Source organism: Kiloniellales bacterium, from assembly GCA_030066685.1.
GTDB lineage: Bacteria > Pseudomonadota > Alphaproteobacteria > Kiloniellales > JAKSBE01 > JAKSBE01.
This window is the reverse complement of sequence record JASJBF010000005.1, coordinates 28,641-50,317: the sequence shown is the minus strand read 5'-3', so window position 1 is coordinate 50,317 and position 21,677 is coordinate 28,641. Positions and strand designations below refer to the sequence as shown.

General features: G+C 69.5%; 21 protein-coding genes. 10 read left to right on the top strand and 11 right to left on the bottom strand.

Going from position 1 to position 21,677, the window contains the following annotated elements; genetic code table 11:
* Positions 1–18: 18 nt before the first annotated feature.
* From QNJ30_05805 to QNJ30_05790, 4 genes are all read right to left on the bottom strand, one after another.
* Positions 19–762, bottom strand: coding sequence for a DnaA/Hda family protein (locus QNJ30_05805; protein MDJ0942955.1), 744 nt, complete (start codon positions 760–762; stop codon positions 19–21).
* Positions 762–1,859 (bottom strand): AI-2E family transporter, encoded by a 1,098-nt coding sequence (locus QNJ30_05800; protein ID MDJ0942954.1) that lies wholly within the window; start codon positions 1,857–1,859, stop codon positions 762–764. Before QNJ30_05800 ends, QNJ30_05805 begins: the two co-directional genes overlap by 1 nt.
* Positions 1,856–2,422: a CDP-alcohol phosphatidyltransferase family protein gene (locus QNJ30_05795; GenBank protein ID MDJ0942953.1), complete on the bottom strand. Its 567-nt coding sequence runs from the start codon at positions 2,420–2,422 to the stop codon at positions 1,856–1,858. Before QNJ30_05795 ends, QNJ30_05800 begins: the two co-directional genes overlap by 4 nt.
* A gap of 80 nt (positions 2,423–2,502) precedes the next feature.
* The gene (locus QNJ30_05790) at positions 2,503–3,588 is read right to left on the bottom strand and encodes a DUF2066 domain-containing protein (protein ID MDJ0942952.1); all 1,086 of its coding nucleotides are present in this window, start codon (positions 3,586–3,588) and stop codon (positions 2,503–2,505) included.
* 65 nt (positions 3,589–3,653) lie between these two features.
* Here QNJ30_05790 and purM point away from each other — a divergent pair, with 65 nt between their 5' ends.
* The 3 genes from purM to QNJ30_05775 all read left to right on the top strand — a co-directional run bounded on the left by purM (position 3,654) and on the right by QNJ30_05775 (position 5,620).
* Positions 3,654–4,742, top strand: a complete 1,089-nt coding sequence (gene purM, locus QNJ30_05785) for a phosphoribosylformylglycinamidine cyclo-ligase (GenBank protein ID MDJ0942951.1) — start codon at positions 3,654–3,656, stop codon at positions 4,740–4,742.
* Positions 4,742–5,416, top strand: a complete 675-nt coding sequence (purN, locus tag QNJ30_05780) for a phosphoribosylglycinamide formyltransferase (GenBank protein ID MDJ0942950.1) — start codon at positions 4,742–4,744, stop codon at positions 5,414–5,416. The genes purM and purN overlap by 1 nt, the downstream gene beginning before the upstream one ends.
* Positions 5,417–5,494: 78 nt before the next feature.
* Positions 5,495–5,620: an aa3-type cytochrome c oxidase subunit IV gene (locus QNJ30_05775; GenBank protein ID MDJ0942949.1), complete on the top strand. Its 126-nt coding sequence runs from the start codon at positions 5,495–5,497 to the stop codon at positions 5,618–5,620.
* Positions 5,621–5,647: 27 nt separating this feature from the next.
* Here the strand turns inward: QNJ30_05775 and ndk are convergent, their stop codons facing one another.
* The gene (ndk, locus tag QNJ30_05770; protein ID MDJ0942948.1) at positions 5,648–6,070 is read right to left on the bottom strand and encodes a nucleoside-diphosphate kinase; all 423 of its coding nucleotides are present in this window, start codon (positions 6,068–6,070) and stop codon (positions 5,648–5,650) included.
* A 153-nt stretch (positions 6,071–6,223) separates the two neighbouring features.
* Between ndk and QNJ30_05765 the strand changes: the two genes are divergently transcribed.
* Entirely contained in the window at positions 6,224–8,122 is a 1,899-nt protein-coding gene (locus QNJ30_05765; protein MDJ0942947.1) for an ABC-F family ATP-binding cassette domain-containing protein, read from the top strand.
* A 111-nt stretch (positions 8,123–8,233) separates the two neighbouring features.
* The gene (locus tag QNJ30_05760) at positions 8,234–9,175 is read left to right on the top strand and encodes a DMT family transporter (GenBank protein ID MDJ0942946.1); all 942 of its coding nucleotides are present in this window, start codon (positions 8,234–8,236) and stop codon (positions 9,173–9,175) included.
* Here QNJ30_05760 and QNJ30_05755 read toward each other — a convergent pair.
* Both QNJ30_05755 and QNJ30_05750 read right to left on the bottom strand, forming a co-directional pair.
* Positions 9,172–9,621, bottom strand: coding sequence for a DNA polymerase III subunit chi (locus QNJ30_05755; GenBank protein ID MDJ0942945.1), 450 nt, complete (start codon positions 9,619–9,621; stop codon positions 9,172–9,174). The genes QNJ30_05760 and QNJ30_05755 overlap by 4 nt on opposite strands.
* A 31-nt stretch (positions 9,622–9,652) precedes the next feature.
* Positions 9,653–11,143 carry a leucyl aminopeptidase gene (locus QNJ30_05750; protein ID MDJ0942944.1) on the bottom strand — a complete coding sequence of 497 codons (1,491 nt, stop codon included), beginning with the start codon at positions 11,141–11,143 and terminating at the stop codon, positions 9,653–9,655.
* Between the two features lie 303 nt (positions 11,144–11,446).
* On the opposite strand from QNJ30_05750, the gene lptD reads away from it, so the two are divergent.
* The 4 genes from lptD (at position 11,447) to rsmA (ending at position 16,921) form a co-directional block, all read left to right on the top strand.
* Positions 11,447–13,630: an LPS assembly protein LptD gene (gene lptD, locus QNJ30_05745; GenBank protein ID MDJ0942943.1), complete on the top strand. Its 2,184-nt coding sequence runs from the start codon at positions 11,447–11,449 to the stop codon at positions 13,628–13,630.
* 132 nt (positions 13,631–13,762) lie between these two features.
* Positions 13,763–15,010 (top strand): peptidylprolyl isomerase, encoded by a 1,248-nt coding sequence (locus tag QNJ30_05740; GenBank protein MDJ0942942.1) that lies wholly within the window; start codon positions 13,763–13,765, stop codon positions 15,008–15,010.
* Complete coding sequence (gene pdxA / locus QNJ30_05735) at positions 15,010–16,056, top strand: 4-hydroxythreonine-4-phosphate dehydrogenase PdxA (GenBank protein ID MDJ0942941.1); 1,047 nt, start codon at positions 15,010–15,012, stop codon at positions 16,054–16,056. Before QNJ30_05740 ends, pdxA begins: the two co-directional genes overlap by 1 nt.
* Before the next feature lie 7 nt (positions 16,057–16,063).
* Positions 16,064–16,921, top strand: a complete 858-nt coding sequence (gene rsmA, locus QNJ30_05730; GenBank protein MDJ0942940.1) for a 16S rRNA (adenine(1518)-N(6)/adenine(1519)-N(6))-dimethyltransferase RsmA — start codon at positions 16,064–16,066, stop codon at positions 16,919–16,921.
* On the opposite strand, the gene gmk is transcribed toward rsmA, so the two are convergent.
* A complete protein-coding gene (gmk, locus tag QNJ30_05725; GenBank protein MDJ0942939.1) occupies positions 16,918–17,571 on the bottom strand; it encodes a guanylate kinase in 654 nt (217 codons plus the stop codon). The genes rsmA and gmk overlap by 4 nt on opposite strands.
* 18 nt (positions 17,572–17,589) lie before the next feature.
* On the bottom strand, positions 17,590–18,462 hold the full coding sequence (locus QNJ30_05720; protein ID MDJ0942938.1) for a YicC/YloC family endoribonuclease: 873 nt from the start codon (positions 18,460–18,462) through the stop codon (positions 17,590–17,592).
* A 165-nt stretch (positions 18,463–18,627) separates the two neighbouring features.
* On the opposite strand from QNJ30_05720, the gene QNJ30_05715 reads away from it, so the two are divergent.
* A complete protein-coding gene (locus QNJ30_05715) occupies positions 18,628–19,410 on the top strand; it encodes an SDR family NAD(P)-dependent oxidoreductase (GenBank protein ID MDJ0942937.1) in 783 nt (260 codons plus the stop codon).
* A gap of 36 nt (positions 19,411–19,446) precedes the next feature.
* Here QNJ30_05715 and QNJ30_05710 read toward each other — a convergent pair whose 3' ends face one another.
* Positions 19,447–19,668 carry a hypothetical protein gene (locus QNJ30_05710; GenBank protein MDJ0942936.1) on the bottom strand — a complete coding sequence of 74 codons (222 nt, stop codon included), beginning with the start codon at positions 19,666–19,668 and terminating at the stop codon, positions 19,447–19,449.
* The gene (locus QNJ30_05705) at positions 19,665–21,650 is read right to left on the bottom strand and encodes a TRAP transporter permease (GenBank protein MDJ0942935.1); all 1,986 of its coding nucleotides are present in this window, start codon (positions 21,648–21,650) and stop codon (positions 19,665–19,667) included. The genes QNJ30_05710 and QNJ30_05705 overlap by 4 nt, the downstream gene beginning before the upstream one ends.
* Positions 21,651–21,677: the final 27 nt, after the last annotated feature.

The window sequence follows — 21,677 nt, the reverse complement described above, 5'->3', positions numbered from 1 at the left end:
TCGTCGTACAGCGTCGCCTTACAGTCGGTCCCGAGATCCAGGGCTTTGCTCCCCGGCTTCGGTCTCCGTTTCCGACCCCATCCCCTCCAGCGCCCGTTGGGCCAGCGATACGGAGATGTCGCGGTGGTTCGAGAGCGCCGACTGGTCGATCGCCTCGACCAGCGCGCGCAGGGCGGAGAAGGAGCGCTCGACCCGCGGGAGGAGATATTTGACCACCGGCGCCGAAACCCTGAGCTGGCGGTCCGAGAAGAGCTTGATCAGCAGCGCCTCGATCAGCCGGTCGTCGGGTGCGCCCAGGGCCACGGCGTGGGCGGCGGTCAGGCGGGACCGGAGGTCGGGCAGGCCGCAGGGCCAGCGTGCCGGCGCCGACGCGGCGGTCAGCAGCAGCCAACCCCGCGCCTCGACGACCAGGTTGTAGAGATGCAGCAGCCGCTCCTCCCGGGCCCGCTCCCCGGCCGCCAGCAGGCGGTCGACGTCCTCGATCAGCACGGCCTTGCCGTCGCCCGCCAGCTCGGGCGGCTCACCGGTCTCGAAGGCCGCGGGGCTGACCTCCTGGGCCCCGCTCGCCCGGCGCCAGACCTGTGCCAGATGGCTCTTGCCCGCCCCCGGCGGACCGTGAACCGCCAGGACCGGCTGCGGCCAATCGGGCCAGCGGTCGATCCAGGCCACGGCCGTCTCGTTGCAGGGCGTGACCACGAAATCCTCGCGCCCCAGGGCCGGGCGCTGCGGCAGGTCGAGGGTCAGCTGCCGGAGCGCCGCCATCAGTCCGGCGCCGCCTCGCCGCCTTCGGCGACCGCGGCATCCGGGCGGCCCTGGTAGTAGCCGCTCTCCAGATAACGGCGCAGGAAGAAGCGCACCAGCACGCCGATCACGGCGGCGACCGGCACCGCCAGCAGGATCCCGAGGAAACCGAAGAGCGCCCCGCCGGCGAGCAGGGCGAAGATCACCCAGACCGGATGCAGGCCGACCCGCTCGCCGACCAGTTTCGGGGTCAGGAAGTTGCCTTCGACGACCTGCCCGATCACGAAGATCACGGCCACGATGCCGATCTTGTACCACTCGTCGAACTGCGCGAAGGCCAGACCGACCGAAAGGCCGAGGCCGACGATCGAGCCGACGTAGGGGATGAAGGACAGCAGGCCGGCGATCAGGCCGATGATCAGGCCGAAGTTCAGGCCGGCCAGGCTCAGGCCGATGCTGTAGAACAGCCCCAACAGCAGGCAGACCGAGGCCTGGCCGCGCAGGAAGCCGGCCAGGGTCTCGTCGACCCGGCGCAGCTCGGCGCGGATCTCTCCGGCGTGTTCCCGGGGCAGCCAGTCGTCGACCTGCTGCACCAGCCGGTCCCAGTCACGCATCAGGTAAAAGGCGACGATCGGCGTGATCACCAGCAGCGACAGGAAGTTCGCGAAGTCGAAGCTGGCGCGCAGGAAGCCGCCGAGGAAGTCGGTGATCCAGCGCACCGCGGTGCCGGCCGACTGGCTTATGGACTCGCGCAGCTTGTCGGCCAGGGCCGGATCGATCCGGTCCTGCAGCCGGAGGATCACCTCGGTGAGATAATCGCGGAGGTTGCCGAGGTAGCCGGGCAGCCACTCGGCCAAGTCCACGACCTGATTGACGATCAGCGGCACCAGCAGCAGCAGCACCGCAACCACCAGCAGAGCGAAGACCAGCGACACGATGCTGACCGCCAGGGTGCGGCTCAGCTTGTAGGCCTCGAGCCGGTCGCAGACCGGGTCCAGGAAGTAGGCCACCGCCATGCCCGCCACGAAGGGCAGCAGCACGCTGCGGAAGAGGTAGAGCGCCAGGAAGAAGACCACCAGGCCGATCAGCCAGAAGCGCAGTTCCCGCCCGATGGTCAAAGGTCCCCCTCCAAATCCAGCGCCCGCAGGCCCCACTTGTAGATGTAGGCGCCGCCGGAAAGGATCGTCGTCGCGGCCACCACCCAGGTCAACGTCTCAGTCACCCAGGGCTGCGTGATCCCGAAGCCGGACTTTCCCAGGACCACGAGCGCCAGGACGATCTGGAAGGCGGTGTTGGCCTTGCTGATCCACAGGGGCTCCATCTTGAGCGACTGGGTCAGGGTCTGGAAGAGGATCGCGCCGCCGACGATCATCAGGTCCCGCGACACGATCAGGATCACCAGCCAGGGCTCGATGGAGCCCAGGTGACCGAGGGTCACGTATACCGAAACCAGCAGGGCCTTGTCGGCGATTGGATCGAGATAGGCGCCGATCTCGGTCACGGCGCCGAACTGCTTGGCGATCAGCCCGTCCAGGGCATCCGAGATCCCGGCCGCCAGGAACAGCCAGAAGGCAAAGACGAAGGCCCCCTCCAGCAGGACGAAGATCATCAGCGGCACCGCAAGCAGGCGGGCGAGCGTGATTAGGTTCGGCAGGAGCGCTAGCAGCGTCGATGGCGTCACGTCGATTTCACCGGGACCCGGCCGGCAAGGCGCGGCTGGAATGCCTGTTCGGACCCCGCCCCCCTTTAGGAGTCCATGGCTCAGGGAGCGAGAACGAGCTGCGGAGCACCGTCCTCGCCGTTGGTCAGCTGCAGGTTGTTCTGCGCCAGGGACTGCGCCAGCTGGTCGACGTCACCGAAATAGCTCAGCTGGAGCTGAGCGCTTTCGGTGGTCAGGTAGATCAGGGTCGCCTTCTCGACGGCAGGCACCTTTTCGAGCCGGCGCTTGACCTCGAGCCAGGCCTTGAGGTCGCCGATCGGCACCCGGACCAGGAGCTCGCCCTCGCTCTCGAAGCGTAGCCGGCTGGTGCGCTTCCAGGACTCGTTGATCTCGACGGCGACCGTCTCGGCCGCCCGTGCGAGGAGCTGTTGGAAGGATTCGCCCTGGTTCTGCGGCAGGGTCAGGATCCGGGTCCGCTCCTGCGGGGTCGCGCCGGAGCGCGCCGTGATGATCTGCAGGCTGGCGCCGCCCGCCGCAGGGTCGCCCGCCAGCACCGCCTGGCTGGTGACGACCTCCGTGGCCCCGTAGCGCTCGGCCAGGGGCTGAAGGCGCGGGTTGTTCGGATTGAGGGCGTCGCGCGAGGTCGCGCTGGAGATGTCGGCCAGATCGCCGAGCGGCACCAGGATCGGCACCAGGCCGCTGCGGTTGTCCCGGGCAGCCCAGGCGTTGCGCCAGGGATTCGGATCCTCCCAGAGCACGGCCTGGTTTGCGGCCCCGAAAACCGGCAGCAGCAGGACGGGACGCCCGCGGGCGTCGGCGAAGCGGACGCCGCGGGCGCGTAGGTAGTCCCGGACCGAGGCCGGGTTGAACTGGAAGGTCAGGCGCGCGAGGTAGCGGACCGAGGAGGTCCGCTCGTCGTCGACCCCGAAGTTGTAGACCAGCTCGACGACCTGGTCCGCGGAGAGCGGCGGCAGCAGGCCCAGGTCCTCCCTCAAGACCAGGCGCGACAGCAGTCGCTGCATGGCCTGCAGGTGGCCGCTGGCCAGCGCCGCCTTGCGCGCCTCGGCAGCATTCCCGGCCGTCGCGTCGACGCGGATGTTCTTGACCGTGAAGATGTCCTCGGCCGCCGCCGGCAGGGCCAGGACGGTCGTCAGGACGATGCTTGCCAAAGCGCGGCGAATCTGCATTACAGGGCTTTCCGGATCCAAAGGTGTCGCCGGTCCCGGCTCGACGGGCCCTGTAATACTCCAACTTGGAGGACAAAGCCATATCCAGGCAGACCTACAAGGCCGCCGGCGTCGACATCGAGGCGGGCGAGGCCTTGGTCGAGGCGATCAAGCCCCTGGCCGCCAGCACCGAGCGGCCGGGCAGCATGGTCGGCCCGGGGTCCGCCCTGGGCGGCTTCGGCGCCTTCTTCGATCCGAAGGGCGCCGGCTACAAGGACCCGATCCTGGTCGCCGCGACCGACGGCGTCGGGACCAAGTTGAGGATCGCGGCCGCCGTCGGGCGCCACGAGACCATCGGCATCGACCTGGTCGCCATGTGCGTCAACGACCTGGTGGTGCAGGGCGCCGAGCCCCTGTTCTTCCTCGACTACTACGCCAGCGGTCGGCTGGACCTGGCCGTGGCCGAGGCGGTGATCGCCGGCATTGCCGAGGGCTGCCGCCAGGCCGGCTGCGCCCTGATCGGCGGCGAGACCGCGGAGATGCCAGGCCACTATGCGCCCGGGGACTACGACCTGGCCGGCTTCGCGGTCGGCGCCGTCGAGCGCGGCCAAGCCCTGACCGGCGCCGGGATCGGGGCCGGCGACGTGATCCTGGGGCTGGCGTCGAGCGGGCTGCATTCGAACGGCTTCTCCCTGGTCCGCAGGCTGGTCGACAGCCGGGGCCTGAGCTACGACGACCCGGCCCCCTTCGCGCCCGGGCAAACGCTCGGCGAGGCCTTGCTGGCCCCGACCCGGATCTACGTGCGCGCCTGCCTCGAGGCCCTGCGCGGCCCCACTGGCCAAAGGGGCATCCAGGGGGGCGTCAAGGCCCTGGCCCACATCACCGGCGGCGGCCTGGTCGAGAACCTGCCGCGGGTCCTGCCCGCCGGCCTGGGCGCGGCCCTCAGGGCCGACTGGCCGCAGCCCGCGGTCTTCGACTGGCTCGCCGGCCCCGGCGAGGTCGAGCCGGACGAAATGTTCAGAACATTCAATTGCGGCATCGGCATGGCGGTGGTCACGGCCCGGGAGGACGCCGAGGCGGTCGCCGGGCGCCTCACCGCCGGCGGCGAGACGGTCCACCGGATCGGCGAGATCGCCGGGGCCGAGGATTGGCCGCAGCGGGTCCGTTTCGACTGATGTCCCCCGACGGCAGGCGTCGCCGGACGGCGATCCTGATCTCAGGTCGGGGCAGCAACCTGCAGGCCCTGATCGACGCCGCCGCGGCGCCGGACTACCCGGCCGAGATCGTCCTGGTCCTCTCCAACCGGCCGGATGCCAAGGGCCTCGCGCGGGCCGAGACGGCCGGGATCGCCACCCGGGTGATCCCGCACCGCGATCATCCCACGAGGGTCGACTTCGAAGCGGCTCTGACCGCGGCGTTGGCCGAGGCCGGCGCCGAGCTGGTCTGCCTGGCCGGCTTCATGCGCGTCCTGACCGCCGCCTTCGTCGACCGCTGGCAGGGCCGGCTGGTCAACATCCATCCATCCCTGCTGCCGGCCTTTCCCGGCCTGGACACCCACGCCCGGGCGCTGGCCGCCGGGGTCAAGCTGCACGGTTGCACGGTCCACTTGGTCAGCGCCGATGTCGACGAGGGCCCGATCATCGGCCAGGCCGCGGTTCCGGTGCTGCCGGGTGACGGCGAGGCGGACCTGGCCGCGCGGGTGCTCGCGGCCGAGCACCGACTCTACCCGCTGTGCCTGCGCCTGCTGGCCGAGGACCGGGTCCGGATCGAGGCCGGCCGGGCGGTGATCCGGGGTCCCGTGGACAGCGGCGGCATGATCATGAATCCCGATCAAAAGCGCCCGGGTTAGTCTCTTGCGGCCCGGGGGAAGTCTCGGTATCAAGTCTCCGCGCCGCGAGCGCGAGACAAGAATTCAGGGGAACGTGTCATGGCCGAACAGGACGAGATGCTGCGCGAGCATCAGAAGACATGGAGCGGTTTCGTCAAGCTCATGGCCGTGAGCTCCGCGGTCATCGCGGTCATCCTGATTCTGATGGGTATCTTCCTGGTCTAGCCCGCTTCCGGGCCGCCGCGCCCCGGTTCAGCCGACGATTTCGTCGTCCTTGAAGAAAAACGCGATCTCCCGCGCCGCGTTGTCCGCGGAGTCTGAGCCGTGGACCGAGTTGGCCTCGATCGACTCGGCGAAGTCGGCACGGATCGTGCCGGCCGCCGCATCGGCGGGGTTGGTGGCGCCCATGACCTCGCGGTTGCGCTCGACCGCCTGATCGCCTTCCAGAACCTGGACCACCACCGGACCCGAGGTCATGAAGTCGCAGAGGCTGCCGTAGAAGGGCCGCTCCTTGTGCACCTCGTAGAAGGCCTCGGCCTGGTCCCGGCTGAGCTGGATGCGCTTCTGGGCGACGATGCGCAGGCCCGCCTCTTCCAGACGCGCGTTGATCTTGCCGGTGATGTTGCGACGCGTCGCGTCCGGCTTGATGATGGACAGGGTCCGCTCCACAGCCATTCTCCCTCGTACTCCCGCGGGCCGATTGATCGACGCGCGGCTTATAGCGGCTTTGCCACCCCGCGACAATCCCGGAAAGCCCCCCAGATCCGCCAGGTTCCGCGGGATTCCGGCGGGTTTCGGCGTGGGCGCAGGTCTGCTATCTAGCCGGCCATGATCCAGATCCGAAAGCTGAGCTACCGGGTGGCCGGGCGACCGCTTTTCGAGGACGCCGACCTCAGCCTCGAGGCCGGATGGCGGGTCGGCCTGGTCGGCCGCAACGGCAGCGGGAAGTCGACCCTCCTCAACCTGCTGTCGGGCGCGCTGCAGCCGGACCAGGGCGAGGTCGGCGTCCAGCGCGGCCTGACCGTCGGCAAGGTCGCGCAGGAAGCGCCGAGCGGCAGCGCGAGCCTGATCGACACGGTGCTGGCCGCGGACGAGGAGCGCAGGGCCCTGCTGGCGGCGGTCGAGCAGGCGCCGCCCGAGCAGCTTGCCGAGATCCACGAACGCCTGGCCGCGATCCGTGCGGAGAGCGCTCCGGCCCGCGCGGCCAAGATCCTGGCCGGCCTCGGCTTCGACGAGGACGCCCAGCAGCGGCCGGTGGACTCGCTCTCCGGCGGCTGGCGCATGCGGGTCGCCCTGGCCGCCCTGCTGTTCTCGGAACCGGACCTGCTGCTGCTCGACGAGCCGACCAACCACCTGGACCTGGAAGCCGCGCTCTGGTTGGAAGGCTATCTCAGGACCTATCCCGGGACCCTGATCCTGGTTTCCCACGACCGCGACCTGCTGAACGCGGTGGCCGAGAAGATCGTCCACCTCGAGGGCCGCCGGCTCACCCTCTACAGCGGCAACTACAACCGCTTCGAGGAGACCCGGCGCGCGCGCCTGGCCCGGGTCGCCGCCCTCAACGCCCGCCAGGAGGCGCAGCGCCGGCACATCCAGGCCTTCGTCGACCGCTTCCGCTACAAGGCCTCCAAGGCCCGCCAAGCGCAGTCGCGTCTCAAGGCCCTGGCGCGCATGCAGCCGATCGCCGCGGTCGTCGAGGCGCAGGTGCCGAGCTTTGCCTTCCCCGAGCCGGAGCCCCTGCCCCCGCCTCTGGTCGCCCTGCACGAGGTCGCCGTCGGCTATGCCCCCGGGCAGCCGGTCCTCAAGGGCCTGAAGCTGCGGATCGACAGCGACGACCGGATCGCCCTGCTCGGCGCCAACGGCAACGGCAAGTCGACCTTCATGCGCCTGCTCGCCCGCGAGCTCGCCCCGGAGGCCGGCGAGGTCGTGCGCTCGAGCAAGCTGCGTCACGGCTACTTCGCCCAGGACCAGGCCGAGGCCCTGTCCTACGACCGCAGCGCCCTGGCCCACCTAGCCGAGCTTCGGCCCAAGGACAACGAGACCCGCCTGCGCGGCCACCTGGGCGCCTTCGGCCTCTCGGGCGACAAGGCCGAGACCGCCGCTGGCGAGCTTTCCGGCGGCGAAAAGGCGCGCCTGCTCTTCGCCCTGATGACCTGCGCCGCGCCGCAGCTCCTGCTGCTGGACGAGCCGACCAACCACCTGGACATCGACGCCCGCGAGGCCCTGGTCCAGGCGCTGAACGACTTCCCGGGCGCCATCGTGCTGGTCACCCACGACCCGCACCTGATCGAACTGGTCGCCGACCGGCTCTGGCTGGTCCGCGACGGCCGGATCGAGGTCTTCGACGACGACCTGGACAGCTACCGCGCGCTGATCGCCGCCCAGCGTCGCCGCGAGCGGACCGAGGCGAGGCAGGTGGCGCAGCGCCCCGACGCCCGCGCCTCCAAGAAGGAGAAGCGCCAGCGCGCCGCCCAGAGCCGCGCCTCCCTGTCCCACCTGCGCAAGGCCGTGCGCCAGGCCGAGGAGCGGCTCACCCGCCTGCAGGCGGAGAAGCGGGCCCTGGAGCGGCGCCTCGCCGACCCGGGGCTCTACGACGGCGCCAAGGCCGAGGTCGTCGACCTGCAGACCCGGCACGGCCAGGTCGCCGCCGCGGTCGCCCGCGAGGAGGAGGCCTGGCTCGAGGCCCAGGCGGCCCTGGAGAGCGCCAACGCCGAGGGCACCGCCTGAAACCGACGAGCCCTGCGGCGCGACCGCAGCTGGCCTGCGCAATCGGCACTGCAGCCGCGTCGCCGAAGCCGCTAGCTTGGCTCGGAACGACGCGGCGAGGCGATCCGGCAGATGACCACGACCCGGCAGGATAACAAGGCCCCGGCCGCCGCCGGGTCGGCGGCGCGGCTCGAGACCCTGGAGGGCATCGGGCTGATCGCCCTGGCCATGGCCCTGCTGTCGGCGATGGATGCAGTGGTCAAGTGGCTGAGCGCGGACTACTCGACCATCCAGCTCATGTTCTTCCGCAGCGTCTTCGCCTTCCTGCCGCTCGCGCCTCTGGTCCTGCGCAGCGGCTGGGCCGGGGCACTGCACACCCGGCGGCTGGGCAGCCATGCACTGCGCAGCGTCTTCGGCCTCTCCGCCCTGGGCTGCTTTTTCTGGTCGCTCGCGCTGCTGCCGCTCGCCGACGCGACCGCGATCACCTTCGCCGCCCCGCTCTTCGTCACCGCGCTCTCCCAGCCCCTGCTCGGCGAGGTCGTGCGGGCGCGGCGCTGGACCGCGGTCGGGGTCGGCTTCATCGGCGTCCTGGTCATGGTCCAGCCCGGGGTCGGGGTCTTCCAGCCGGCTGCGCTGCTACCCCTGGCGGCCGCCCTCTTCCTCGCGCTGATGGTGATCCAGGTGCGCAAGCTGACCCGGACCGAGAGCAACATCACCATCGTGCTCTACTACACGATCATCTCGACCCTGGTGACCGGGTTGGTGGTGCCCTTCTACTGGGTGACGCCGGACCTGGCCGACTTGCTGCTGCTCGCCATGGTCGGCGTCCTCGGCGGGACCGGGCAGCTGGTCCTCACCGCGGCCTACCGCCGCACCGAGGCCTCCATCTTGGCGCCCTTCGACTACACGGCGATGGTCTGGGCGGTGCTCTTCGGGTTTCTGGTGTGGGGCGAGCTGCCGGCACAGAACATCTGGCTCGGCGTCGCCGTCGTGATCGCCAGCGGAATCTACATCATCTACCGCGAGGCCCAGCTCAGCCTGCCTGGCGGCCTCAAGCCCTGGCGGCGGCGTTAGCCCGCCTGCTCCCAGCCGCCGCGTTCGGTCTGGCGCCAGTAGGTGACGGCGTGGCCGGCCTCCTTGCAGGCGGTCCAGCGGGCGCGGGCGGCGGTGACTGCGGTCTCGTCGTTGCCGTCGAAGAGGTCGGCGCAGAGCTCGAAGTCTTCGAGCCGGGTCGAGGCGGTGCCGTCGGTCAGGAAGAGGACCTGCGCGCCGTTGGGGTTCTCCTCGGCCACGGTCAGCCAGACCGGCTGCTCGGCTGCATAGCCGTCCTTGGCCGAGCCGTGCGGCAGGAAGCTCCGGTCGCCGTAGGTCCAGAGCCAGCTATTGAGGGCCTCGACCCGCTCCTCCGAGCCGGCCCGCACGACCGCGCGCTGGCCCCGGGACAGGGTCTTCTCAAGCATCTGCGGCAGGGCGTTCTCCAGCCGCGTCCGGGTCAGGTGGTAGAAGCGCACCTCGGTCATGGCGCCCGGGTCTTCCCCTCCGACGTCGCCCTCAGCCTTCGTAGTGGGCCGCGACCAGGCGGTCGAGCAGGCGGACGCCGAAGCCGGTGCCGCCCTTGGGCGCGGTCGGCTTGCCCTTCTTCGACCAGGTGACCCCGGCGATGTCCAGATGCGCCCAGGGCAGGTCCTTGTCGACGAAGCGCTGCAGGAACTGGGCCGCGGTGATCGAGCCGGCCTCGCGGTTTCCGATGTTCTTCATGTCGGCGGCCTCGGTGTCGATCGCCTTGTCGTAGTCCTTTGCCAAGGGCAGGCGCCAGACCAGCTCGCCGACCTCCTTGCCGGCGGTCGCCAGCTGGTCCGAGAGCGTGTCGTCGTTGGAGAACATCCCGGCGTGGACGCTGCCCAGGGCGACGATGATCGCGCCGGTCAGGGTCGCCAGGTCGACGATCGCGCGCGGCTTGAACTTGTCCTGCACGTACCAGAGGGCGTCGGCCAGCACGAGCCGGCCTTCGGCATCGGTGTTCAGGACCTCGACGGTCTGCCCGGAGGCCGTGGTGACGATGTCGCCCGGGCGCTGCGCCTTGCCCGAGGGCATGTTCTCGACCAGGCCGCAGATGCCGACCGCGTTGACCCGGGCCTTGCGGCCGGCCAGGGCGCGCATCAGGCCGACCACGACGCCGGCGCCGCCCATGTCCCACTTCATGTCCTCCATGCCGGCCGAGGGCTTGATCGAAATGCCGCCGGTGTCGAAGCAGACGCCCTTGCCGACGAAGGCGACGGGCCGCTTGTCCTTGGCCTTGGGTGCGCCGTCCCAGCGCAGGACCAGCATCTGGGACTCCCGCGCCGAGCCTTGGCCGACGCCGAGCAGGGCGCCCATGCCCAGCTTCTGCATCTGCGCCTCGCCCAGCACCTGCACCTTGACCCCCAGCTTGGTGAGCGCCTTGGCGCGCGCTGCCAGCTCGGCCGGATAGAGCACGTTGGCCGGCTCCGACACCAGATCGCGGGTCAGGAAAACCCCGGCGGCAATCTCCTCCAGATCGCGGAACAGCTTGCGGGCGTCGGTGGCCTCGGCGGTCAGGACCGCGAGCTTCGCGAGGCTCAGCTTCTTGCTCGCCGGCTCCTTGGTCTTGTACTTGTCGAAGCGGTAGGAGGCGAGCAACGCGCCATAGCCAAGGTTGGCGGCCCAGGCGCCCTTGCTGCGGCCCGGGGCCTCGACGACGACCGCCGCGGCCTTTTCGCCGACCGCGTTCAGCTTCGCCGCCAGGCTGCCGCCGGCGTCCTGCAGGTCGCGGTCGACCAGCTTCTTTGGGTCTCCCAGGCCATAGAGCAGGATCCGGCCGTTGTCGATCCCTGCGGGCGCCAGAACCTCGAGGATCTCCCCTGACTTGCCATCGAATCGGCTGCCCGACATGGCCCGGCTCAGGGCGCCGCCGGTCCTCTTGTCCAGCTGCGCGGCCGTCGGAAGCAGCTTGCAGCCTTCCTGGATGGGAACGGCCAAGGCGCCCGATTTCGGCAGGGTGACGGCGGCAAAAGTGACTTTCATTGGGATCCTCTTGAGATGTCGCTGCGGACCGCGGCGCAAGGCACGGGGGAGTCACGGCCTATGGCTATTGCGATAGCGTTTGAGCCCCATTGGTGTCAATGCCGCCGAGATCAAGCGACAAGTTGTGACCTTCTTGGAATTTCCGTTGATTGCCAGTCGTTTGTGCTTGCACTTCTGAGCGATATCGTTTGTCTTTCCGGCCAACCGAAGGCGGGTCTGAGACCGGCTGCCGGACCGCAACCGCCCAAGGAGCGCAAAGGGGGGACGCATGCTCTCGACAGTGAGTGCGGTTTAGCTCCGCCCATGTGGAGACGCCTACAGCAAGTCGGTCTCGCAGCGTTCCTCGGCGCAGCCGCTTGTCCCGCCCAGGCACAGGGTCTGCCGTCCTCGAATGTACCGGCCCTGATCCAGGCCGAAGAGATCAATTTCGACGAGGACCTCGGAATCGTCACGGCAAAGGGCGAGGTCGAGATCACGCAAGGTGATCGCGTCCTTCAGGCCGATGCGATCAGCTACAACATGCGCAGCGAGGTGGTCACGGCCTCCGGCAACGTGCGCCTCGTAGAGCCGAGCGGCGAGATCATCTTCGCCGAGTTCGCCGAGGTCACCGGCGACCTGCGCGAGGCCTTCATTCGTGACATCCGGATCCTGATGACCGATCGCTCGCGTCTGGCCGGCGCCAACGGTCAGCGGACCGCGGGCAACTTCACCGAGGTCAACAAAGGCGTGTTCAGCCCCTGCGAGCTCTGCCGGGAAGACCCGACTCGGCCACCGCTGTGGCAGCTCAAGGCGCAGCGGGTGATCCACGATCAGGAGGACAAGTCGATCCGTTACCACGACGCCTGGCTGGAGATGTTCGGCGTCCCGGTGGCCTACACCCCGTATTTCCAGCATCCGGACCCGACCGTGAAGCGGAAGACCGGTTTTCTGGCACCGACCATCGGAAGCTCCGGACGGCTCGGCATCACCGCCCAGGTCCCCTTCTTCTGGAACATCGCGCCGGACCGCGACCTGACGATCTCGCCGATCCTCACCTCCAAGGAAAGTGCTGTCTTCGTTGGTACCTATCGCGAGGCCTTTCGCTTCGGCAACCTGGAGTTCACCGGCAGCGGCACCGTGGCCGACCGCGAGCAGAAAACCAACGATGTCGACCGGGACGTCTTCCGCGGCCACGTCGACGCCACGGGGCGCTTCGACATCGACGACACCTGGCGGGTCGGGTTCGATGCCAATAGGGCCACCGACGATACCTATCTTCGCGTCTACAAGTTCTCGGAAGCGGGCGACCTGACGAGCCGCCTCTTTGCGGAGGGCTTCCGCGGCCGCAACTACCTCTCCATCGAGAACTTCCTCTATCAGGGCCTGCAGGAAGAAGACGACCAGGGCGAGACTCCGATCATCAGCCCCCTGATCAACTACAGCTTCCTGAGCCAGCCGACGTTCTGGGACAGTACCTTCAGCCTCGACACGGATCTGGTGGTCCTGACCCGCACCGGAGGGCGCGACAGCAATCGACTGTCCATGGAGGGGGGATGGCACCTTCCCTTCACCGGGCCACTGGGCGACCGCTACGAGATCACCGCCTTGGTTACCGCCGACGGCTATTGGATCAACCAGAACGATCCGAACACCGAGGATGTCAACCCGGACGGACAGACCAAGGACTACTTCACGGGGCGGGTCGTCCCGAGGCTGGCGCTGGGTTGGCGCTATCCCTTCGTCCAGAGCAATCCCGGCTTCAGCCAGATCGTCGAGCCCATCGCCCAGGTGGTCGTCGCGCCGGAGGGGCTGAACCCGCGCAGGATTCCCGACGAGGACAGCGTCGACTTCGAGTTCGACGACACCAACCTGTTCAGCCTGAACCGCTTTCCCGGCTCGGACAGGGTCGACCCGGGGCCGCGCATCGACTACGGCCTAAAGTGGAGCATCATGGGCGACGACGGCGCTTACAGCACAGCTTTCTTCGGCCAAAGCTACCGCTTCATGGACGTCGACCAGGACAGCCTCTTCCCGGCCGACTCCGGCATCGACGACCAGTTTTCGGATTTCGTCGGCCGGGTCGAACTGAAGCCCGGGAGGTTCCTGGATCTGACCTATCGCTTCCGGGCCGACAAGGACACCTTCTCCCTGAAGCGTTCCGAGATCAGCGGAAGAATCGGGTCTCGGGCACTGAACTTCGACGCGACCTACACCTTCATCGACGACTTTGTCTCCGGAGGTGAAGTGATCGACCAGCGCGAAGAACTGAGGGTCCAGGTGAACTCCCAGTTCAGCCGCTACTGGTCGGTCTTCGGATCCCACCGCCGTGACCTGGAGCGCGGCGACTCCCTGTCCTGGAAGGCCGGCATCACCTACGAGGACGAGTGCTTTGCAATCCGCGGCGGCTTCGAGCGTTCCTTCTTCAACGATCGCGACGTGACCAAGGAAGACGCCTTCTTCGTGAACCTTTCCTTCAAGCACCTGGGCGGTGTCGGCGGCGGCAATTGAACGGTCTGCCTGGATTTCCGCCGCTTCGGCCTGCCGGCATGCGTTGTTCGCCAGCCCGCGGAGCGGTATAGTTACTCGGGGCGGCAAGAGACCCAACAGAATCGAGACGACGAGAGCGGGCCGAGGCGGGCGATGAAGCGGATTTGGCGCTTTCTGGCGGTGGCGACGACGGCTTTTCTGCTATTCAACCCTACGATGGCAGGCGCCCAGCAGTCGCTGCGGGCAGCCGCGATCGTCAACGACGAGGTCATCTCACTGCTGGACCTGGAGATGCGGATCCGCCTGGCCATGCTGGCCGCCGGCGTCCAGCCGAGCCCGGAGGCGCAGCGCAGCCTCGGGCCACAGGTCCTGCGCAACCTGATCGACGAGCGGCTGCAGCTCCAGGAGGCGGAACGCCTCGGCATCGAGGTGTCGAGGACCGAGATCGAGGCAGCCATCGATACCCTGGCCGAGCAGAACAAGCGCAGCCGCGCCGAGTTCATCAACCTGCTGACCCGGCGCGGAGTGATGCTCGAAGCCCTGATAGAGCAGCTCAAGGCCACCATCGCCTGGCAGGGCGTGATCGCCCGGCAGCTCAGTCCCCAGGTCACCATCAGCGAAGAGGAGATCGAGGCTGCGGTGGCCCGTCAGCGCGCAGGCCAAGGCAAGACGGTTCGGCTCGTCGCCGAGATATTCCTGGCAGTCGACGATCCGGCGCAGGACGAGGAGATCCGGGGCTCGGCCCAGCGCCTGATCGACCAGCTGCAGAAGGGCGCCCGTTTCCAAGACCTGGCCCGGCAGTTCTCCCAGAGCGCGACCGCACCGGTTGGCGGCGATCTCGGCTGGGTCGGCGAGTCCCAGCTGCCGGCCGAGCTGAACGATGCGCTGTCCCGGATGTCGCCGGGCCAAATCGGCGGCCCGATCCGCAGCCTGACCGGCTATCACGTTATCCTCTTCCGCAAGCAACGCCGGATCGAGGCCGGCGACGAGTGGCTGGGCCTCAAGCAGGCGTTCCTGCCGGTGGCCAGGGACGCCGACGCGGAGGCGGCGGCCTCGGTGCGCTCGGAAGCCGTGGAGCTGGCCGGGACGCTGAACGGCTGTGCCAGCATGGACGAAGCCGCCGAAGACCTGGGCGGTGCCTCGGGAGACCTCGGCGAAGTCAAGGTGGCCGATCTGCCGATCAATCTGCGCAACGCGGTGGCCAGCCTCGAAATCGGCCAGGCGAGCCGGCCGATCCAGCGGGACGACGGCTTCGTGGTGCTGATGGTCTGCAGCCGCCGCGGCGACGGCATCGACCGCGACAGGATCGAAAGCGGCCTGCGCCGCGAACGCGTCGACATGCTGTCGCGCCGCCACCTGCGCGACCTGCGCCGGGCCGCCAACGTCGAGATGAGGATCTGATGGCGCGGCCGGCAACGGCCACCCGCATCCGAGAACCGCTGGCCCTGACCGCCGGAGAGCCGGCCGGCATCGGCGGCGAGATCACCCTGCAGGCCTGGCTGGCGCGACGCGAAAGCGAACTCGGCCCCTTCTTTGCCCTCGACGACCCGACCCGACTTCGCGGCCTGGCCGGGGCTCTCGGATGGCCGGTCGAGGTCGAGGCGATCGCCGACCCGGCGGAGGCGGCCGAGGTCTTCTCACGCGCTCTGCCAGTCCTGCCGCTGACCTCGCCGATCGTCGGCACACCCGGGCAACTGGACAGCGCGAACGCCGCGGCGGTGCTGGAGAGCATCCGCGAAGCCGTGGCCCTGACGCAGGCGGGCCGCGCCGCCGCCGTGGTCACCAACCCGATCCACAAGGCCGTCCTCTACCGGGCCGGCTTCCGGCATCCGGGACACACCGAGTACCTGGCCGAGCTGGCGGGCCTGACGTCGCCCCCGGTCATGATGCTGGCCGGGCCCACGCTGCGGGTCGTCCCCGTCACCGTTCACCTGCCGCTGCGCGAGGCCGTGGCGGGCCTGACCACCCGAAGCATCCTCCATGCCGGGCGGGTGACCGCCAGGGCCCTGCGCGAGACCTTCGGCGTGGCCGAGCCGCGGATCGCCGTCGCCGGCGTCAACCCCCATGCCGGCGAGGGCGGCAGCCTGGGCCGCGAGGACGCCGAGGTCATCGCGCCGGCGGTCGAGGCCCTGCGCAGGCACGGCATCGACGCCTTCGGCCCCCTACCGGCCGACGGCATGTTCCACGAGGCGGCGCGCCGGGGCTACGACGCCGCCCTCTGCATGTACCACGACCAGGCCCTGATCCCGGTCAAGGCGCTGGACTTCGACCGCACGGTCAACGTCACCCTGGGCCTGCCCTTCGTGCGGACCTCCCCGGACCACGGCACCGCCCTGGACATCGCCGGCAGCGGCCGGGCCAGCCCCAAGAGCCTGATCGCGGCCCTGCGCCTGGCGGAAGACATGGCGCTTGCCCGCGCAAACCCGGCCCGGCCCTCGGCCGCCTGAGCGTGCCGTGACCGCCGAAGGCCCGGCCTTGCCGCCGCTGCGCGAGGTCATCGCGCGCCACGGCCTCTCGGCCCGCCGGAGCCTGGGCCAGCACTTCCTTCTGGATTCCAACCTCACCGCCCGCATCGCCCGGGCCGCCGGCGACCTGTCCCGGGGCACGACGATCGAGGTCGGGCCGGGGCCGGGCGGCCTGACCCGGGCGCTGCTCGAGGCCGGCGCCGCACGGGTCGTCGCGATCGAGAAGGACCGGCGCTGCCTGGACGCCCTGGCCGAGCTGGCGGCGGCGGTCCCGGGCCGGCTCGAGGTGATCGAGGCCGACGCGCTGGAGGCCGAGACCCGAGCGCTCGGCAGCCCGCCGCGGCGGATCGTCGCCAACCTGCCCTACAATGTCTCGACCCCGCTCCTGCTGCGCTGGCTGCGGGATCTCTTCGACGCACCGGGATGCTACGGCTCCCTGATCCTGATGTTCCAGAAGGAGGTCGCGCAGCGCCTGGCCGCCGCGCCGCGCGGCCGCGGCTACGGCCGGCTGGCCGTGATCACCCAGTGGCTCTGCGAGGTCGAGCTGCTCTTCGACATCCGGCCCCAGGCCTTCACGCCCCCGCCCAAGGTCACCTCCACCCTGGTGGCGCTGCGCCCCCGGCCCGAGCCCCTGCACCCCGTGTCCTGGACGGCGCTGGAGAAGACCACCGCGGCAGCCTTCGGCCAGCGCCGCAAGATGCTGCGCCAGAGCCTCAAGTCCCTGGGCGGCGATCCGGCAGACCTGCTGGCCGCCGCCGGGGTGGCGGAGACCGGCCGGGCCGAGGAGCTGTCGATCAGCGAGTTCTGTGCCCTCGCCCGGGCCCTGTCCGATCGGCGTTCGGGCTAAGGACGGCCGGTCAGGGTCTTGACGAAGGCGCCGAGGCCGACCTGGCGCTCGCGGCGCAGGCGCTCCGCCGCCAGGATCGCCTGGACCTCGACGATGCTGTCCTCGAAGTCCCGGTTGACGATGACGTAGTCGTACTCCGCCCAGTGGCTCATCTCGTCGGCCGCCTTGGCCATGCGAGCCTGGACCACGTCCTCCGGATCGCGGGCCCGGCTGCGCAGGCGCTGCTCCAGCTCGGCCGTGGAGGGCGGCAGGATGAAGACGCTGACCAGGTCGTCCCGGGCCCGCTCGGCGAGTTGCTGGGTGCCCTGCCAGTCGACGTCGAAGAGCACGTCGCGGCCGGCGCTGAGCGCCGCCTCGACGGGCGCCTTGGGCGTCCCGTAGAGATGCCCGAAGACCCGGGCGTGCTCCAGCAGCTCGTCGGCGGCGACCATGGCCTCGAAGTCCTCGGTCGTGACGAAGTGGTAGTCCTTGCCGCCGGTCTCGCCCTGGCGCTGCGGCCGCGTGGTCGCCGAGACCGAGAGCGAGAGGTTGCCGTCCCGCTCCAGCAGCGCCCGCGAGATGCTGGTCTTGCCCGCGCCCGAGGGCGAGGACAGCACCAGCATCAGTCCACGGCGCCTGATCTCGACGTCTGTCACGTATTCGGAGGTCATGGACTCAAAGACCGCAGGCTATTCGATGTTCTGGACCTGCTCGCGCAGCTTGTCGACCAGCGTCTTCATGGTCAGACCCTGGCGGGTCAGCTCCATGTCGACCGACTTGGAGCAGAGCGTGTTGGCTTCGCGGTTGAGCTCCTGGCAGAGGAAGTCGAAGCGCCGGCCGACCGCGCCCCCGACCTTCATCAGGTCGCGCGCCGAGGCCAGGTGCGCCCGCAGGCGATCCAGTTCCTCGCGGATGTCGGCCTTGGTCGCCAGCAGCGCGGCCTCCTGCGCCAGGCGCTCCTCCGGCAGGCCCGGCGAGGCCTCAAGCAGCTCGGCGATCTGGGCCGCGAGCCGGGCGCGCAGCGCCGCCGGCTGCAGCTCGGCGCTCTTGCCGGCGGCCTCGACCACCTCGTCGAAGGACCGCAGGTGCGCGGTGATGACCGCCTCCAGGCGCGCGCCCTCCTCGCCCCGGGCTCGGACCAGCTTGCCCAGCGCCGCGGTCAGGTCGGCGAGCATAGCCGCGTTGCGGGCCTCGGCGACCGCCTCCTCTTCGGCGCCCTCCTCGGGCTCCAGCACGCCTTTGATCGTGAGCAGGCCGTCGAGCCGCGGCGGCGCGGCCGGCAGGTCCCCGCCCAGTTCCTTGGTCAGGCCGAGCAGCTGCTGCAGCAGCTCGCGGTTGACCCGGTAGCGCAGCGGCAGGCGCGAGCGGTCGACCACCAGCGAGATCTGCACGTTACCGCGCGCCAGGTGCTCCGGCACCAGCTTGCGCACCTCGGCCTCCAGGGCCTCGAAGCCCTGGGGCAGGCGCAGGCGGAGGTCGAGGTTGCGCCCGTTGACGCTCTTGACCTCCCAGACCCAGGTCATCACGTCGTCGCCGCCCTCCTGGCGGGCAAAGCCGGTCATGCTTGCAAGGGCGGGGCGCTGAGACAAAGCTGGGTCACCTAATCGGCGGGCGGCGCGGGATCATACCGGACTCGGAACCGGGCCTTTATATACGCGGTGCCGAGGGCCAACAAGCGAGGCCGATCCCCTATACCAAAGTATGCCAGACGAAGGAGCGGCAGCAGCGTGACCACGACGAACCCGACCAGCATCCTGATTACCGGCGCCTCCAGCGGCATCGGCGCCGCGCTCGCCAAGGCCTACGCGGCGCCCGGCGTAGGGCTCGCGCTCAGCGGGCGCAACGAGGCGCGCCTGACCATGGTCGCCGGGCTCTGCCGGGCCGCCGGCGCCGAGGTCACCGCCGCCCTGCGCGACGTGACCGACGCCGAGGCCATGGCCGCCTGGATCGCCGAGCTCGACCGGCAACGGCCGCTCGACCTGGTGATCGCCAACGCCGGTATCTCCGCCGGCACGGCCGGCGGCGGCGAGGACCGGGCCCAGAACGAGGCGGTCTTCGCGATCAACCTGGACGGCGTACGCAACACCGTGCTGCCGGCGATCGAAGTGATGCAGGCCCGGGGCCGGGGGCAAATCGCCCTGATGAGCTCGCTGGCCGCCTTTCGCGGCTTCCCGGGCGCCCCGGCGTACTGCGCCAGCAAGGCGGCGGTGCGGGTCTGGGGCGAGGCCCTGCGCGGCCACCTGGCCGGCGCGGGCGTGGGGGTCTCGGTGATCTGCCCGGGCTTCGTGCGCAGCCGCATGACCGAGGTCAACGACTTCCCCATGCCCTTCCTGATGGACGCCGAGCGCGCCGCCGCCATCATCCGCCGCGGCCTGGCCCGCAACCGCGGCCGCATCGCCTTCCCCTGGCCGACCTACGTCTGGGCCTGGCTGCTTGGCGCCCTGCCCACTCCCCTGACCGACCGCCTGCTCCGCCAGATGCCTAAGAAGTCGGGCGCGAAGACCGCCTAGAGAAAGACGCTCGGCGATCGTCTCCGGCGCGCGCCGTCAACCCTCGTCGAAGGGCTCCCGGGTGATGCGATCATCCTTCCTGTAGGTCGAAAGGACGACCAGGACGCTTCCGCCCGCCAGAACGATCAGAACCATCAGGAAGGGCACGAAATGCCTGACGTGCAGGCTCTCCGAGCCGAGCCAGTACAAGACGGCGACGATCACCGCCCACAGCAACCAATGGACAGGCTTGCCGAGAAAGACCTGGCCCCACTTCATGCCGCCGCCTCCCGCCGGCGCCGATAGCGCAAGAGCACGAAGAGGGCCAGGCCCAGCAGGCCGATGCCGGCCACGCCGTAGCCGGGCAGGACGTCGAGCAGATGGCGCTGCGGCGGGAAGAGGAGCGCAAGCGACAGCGCCCCCACGACGATCCGAAGAAAGAGCGACAGCGGCCCCCTGCACCAGCCTTCCAAGGCCAGGGACAGTCCCCAGAGACCCGCGATGGCGAGCAGGGTCGAGCTCGCCGTGACCCAGAGGGAGCCCTCGAAGAGCAGCGCCGGGTTGTAGACGAAGACAACCGGCACGAGGTACTTGGCCACGCCGATGCGGGCGGACTCCGCCGCCGTGGCCATGGGCGGCGACTTGGCGATGGCCGCGGCGGCGAAGGACGCGAGGGCGACGGGCGGCGTGATCGTCGACACGACGCCGAAGTAGAAGGCGAAGAGGTGCGCCGCGATCGGCACGACGCCGATCTCGATCAAGGAGGGTACGATCAGCGCCGCGACCGTGATGTAGACCGCCGTCGTGGTCATCCCCATGCCGAGGATGATCGCCGCGGTGCCGGTCAGCAGGAGCAGAGGGAAGAGTTGTCCGCCCGACAGCTCGATGACGGAGTTCGTGAACTTCAGGCCCAGCCCGGAGACGAAGATTGAGCCGATCAGAATGCCGGCGCAGGCGCAGGCGATCGACACCGGCATCGCGCTCCTCACCCCGGACTCCAAGGCCGCGAAGAGATCGACCGGGCTCATCCGCGTCGTCCGGCTGACGAAGCTCAGGGCGACGAGGGTGACGATCGCCCAGAAGGCGGCCATCATCGGCGTGTAGCCGACCCCGAGCAGGGCGACCAGAACGCCCAGCGTCAGAAGCTGGTGCCAGCCCCGCTTGACCACCTCGACGACCCGGGGCAGGCGCGCCCTGTCGATGCGTTCGATGCCCTCCTTGTCGGCCTCGATGTCGACCATGAAGTACACGGTCGCGAAGTACAGCAGGGTCGGCACGATGGCCGCGACGATCACCAGGAAGTAGCTGACGTGCAGGAACTCGGCGATGATGAAGGCCGCGGCGCCCATGATGGGCGGCGTGATCTGCCCGCCCGAGGAAGCGCAGGCCTCCACCGCGCCGGCGAAGCGCGCCCGGTAGCCCAGGCGCTTCATCAGTGGGATCGTGAAGGCACCCGTGGTGACCACGTTCGCCACGGCGGAGCCGGAGACCGTGCCCAGGAAGGCACTGGCGACGACCGAGGCCTTGGCTGGCCCGCCGGTGCGGTGGCCGGTGAGCGCAATGGCCAGGTCAATGAAGAAGCGCCCCGCGCCCGAGCGGATCAGGATCGCGCCGAAGATGATGAAGAGGACGATGTAGGTCGAGGCCACGAAGATCGGGATGCCGAAGATGCCTTCGCTGCGCACGAAAATCACGTCGACGTACTTTTCGAAGGACGTGGGCGGCCCGTAGAGGAAACCGAAGAAGTGGTTCGCGTAGAGCGCATGGGCCACGAAGAACAGGGTGACCAGGACCATCGGCAGCCCGACGGCTCGACGGGTCGCCTCCAGAACGAGCAGGATCATCGCGGACCCGACGTAGACGTCGGCCCTGATCAGGTCGCCTTCCCGCTCGAGCAAGGCCTCTATGTCGTAGAGCGTGTAGACCTGGATGCCGATCCCGACCGTCACGAGAAACAGGTCCCACGCGAGCCCGAGCGGGAAACCTCCGCGGCGCTCTCGGCGGCCCCCGGGCCGAGACGTCGGGTTCAGCAGAATGGCCAGCACCAGCATCGCGGTCAGATGCGTGCTGCGGAAGGAGCGGCTCTCGGGCGTGCCGAAGACCGCCACGTAGAGATGAAACAGGGCCAGGGCGATGCTGAGGACGGCGCAGACCGTCGTCACCAGCACCGCGAAATCGAGGCGCCGGCGGCGCAAAGCCTGTTCGAGGAGCGAATACTCCCGTCGTTCGCCGTACTCGATGCGCTCGACTGTGTTCGACATGGTCCTGTGGTTGCGCAGTGGTAGCTC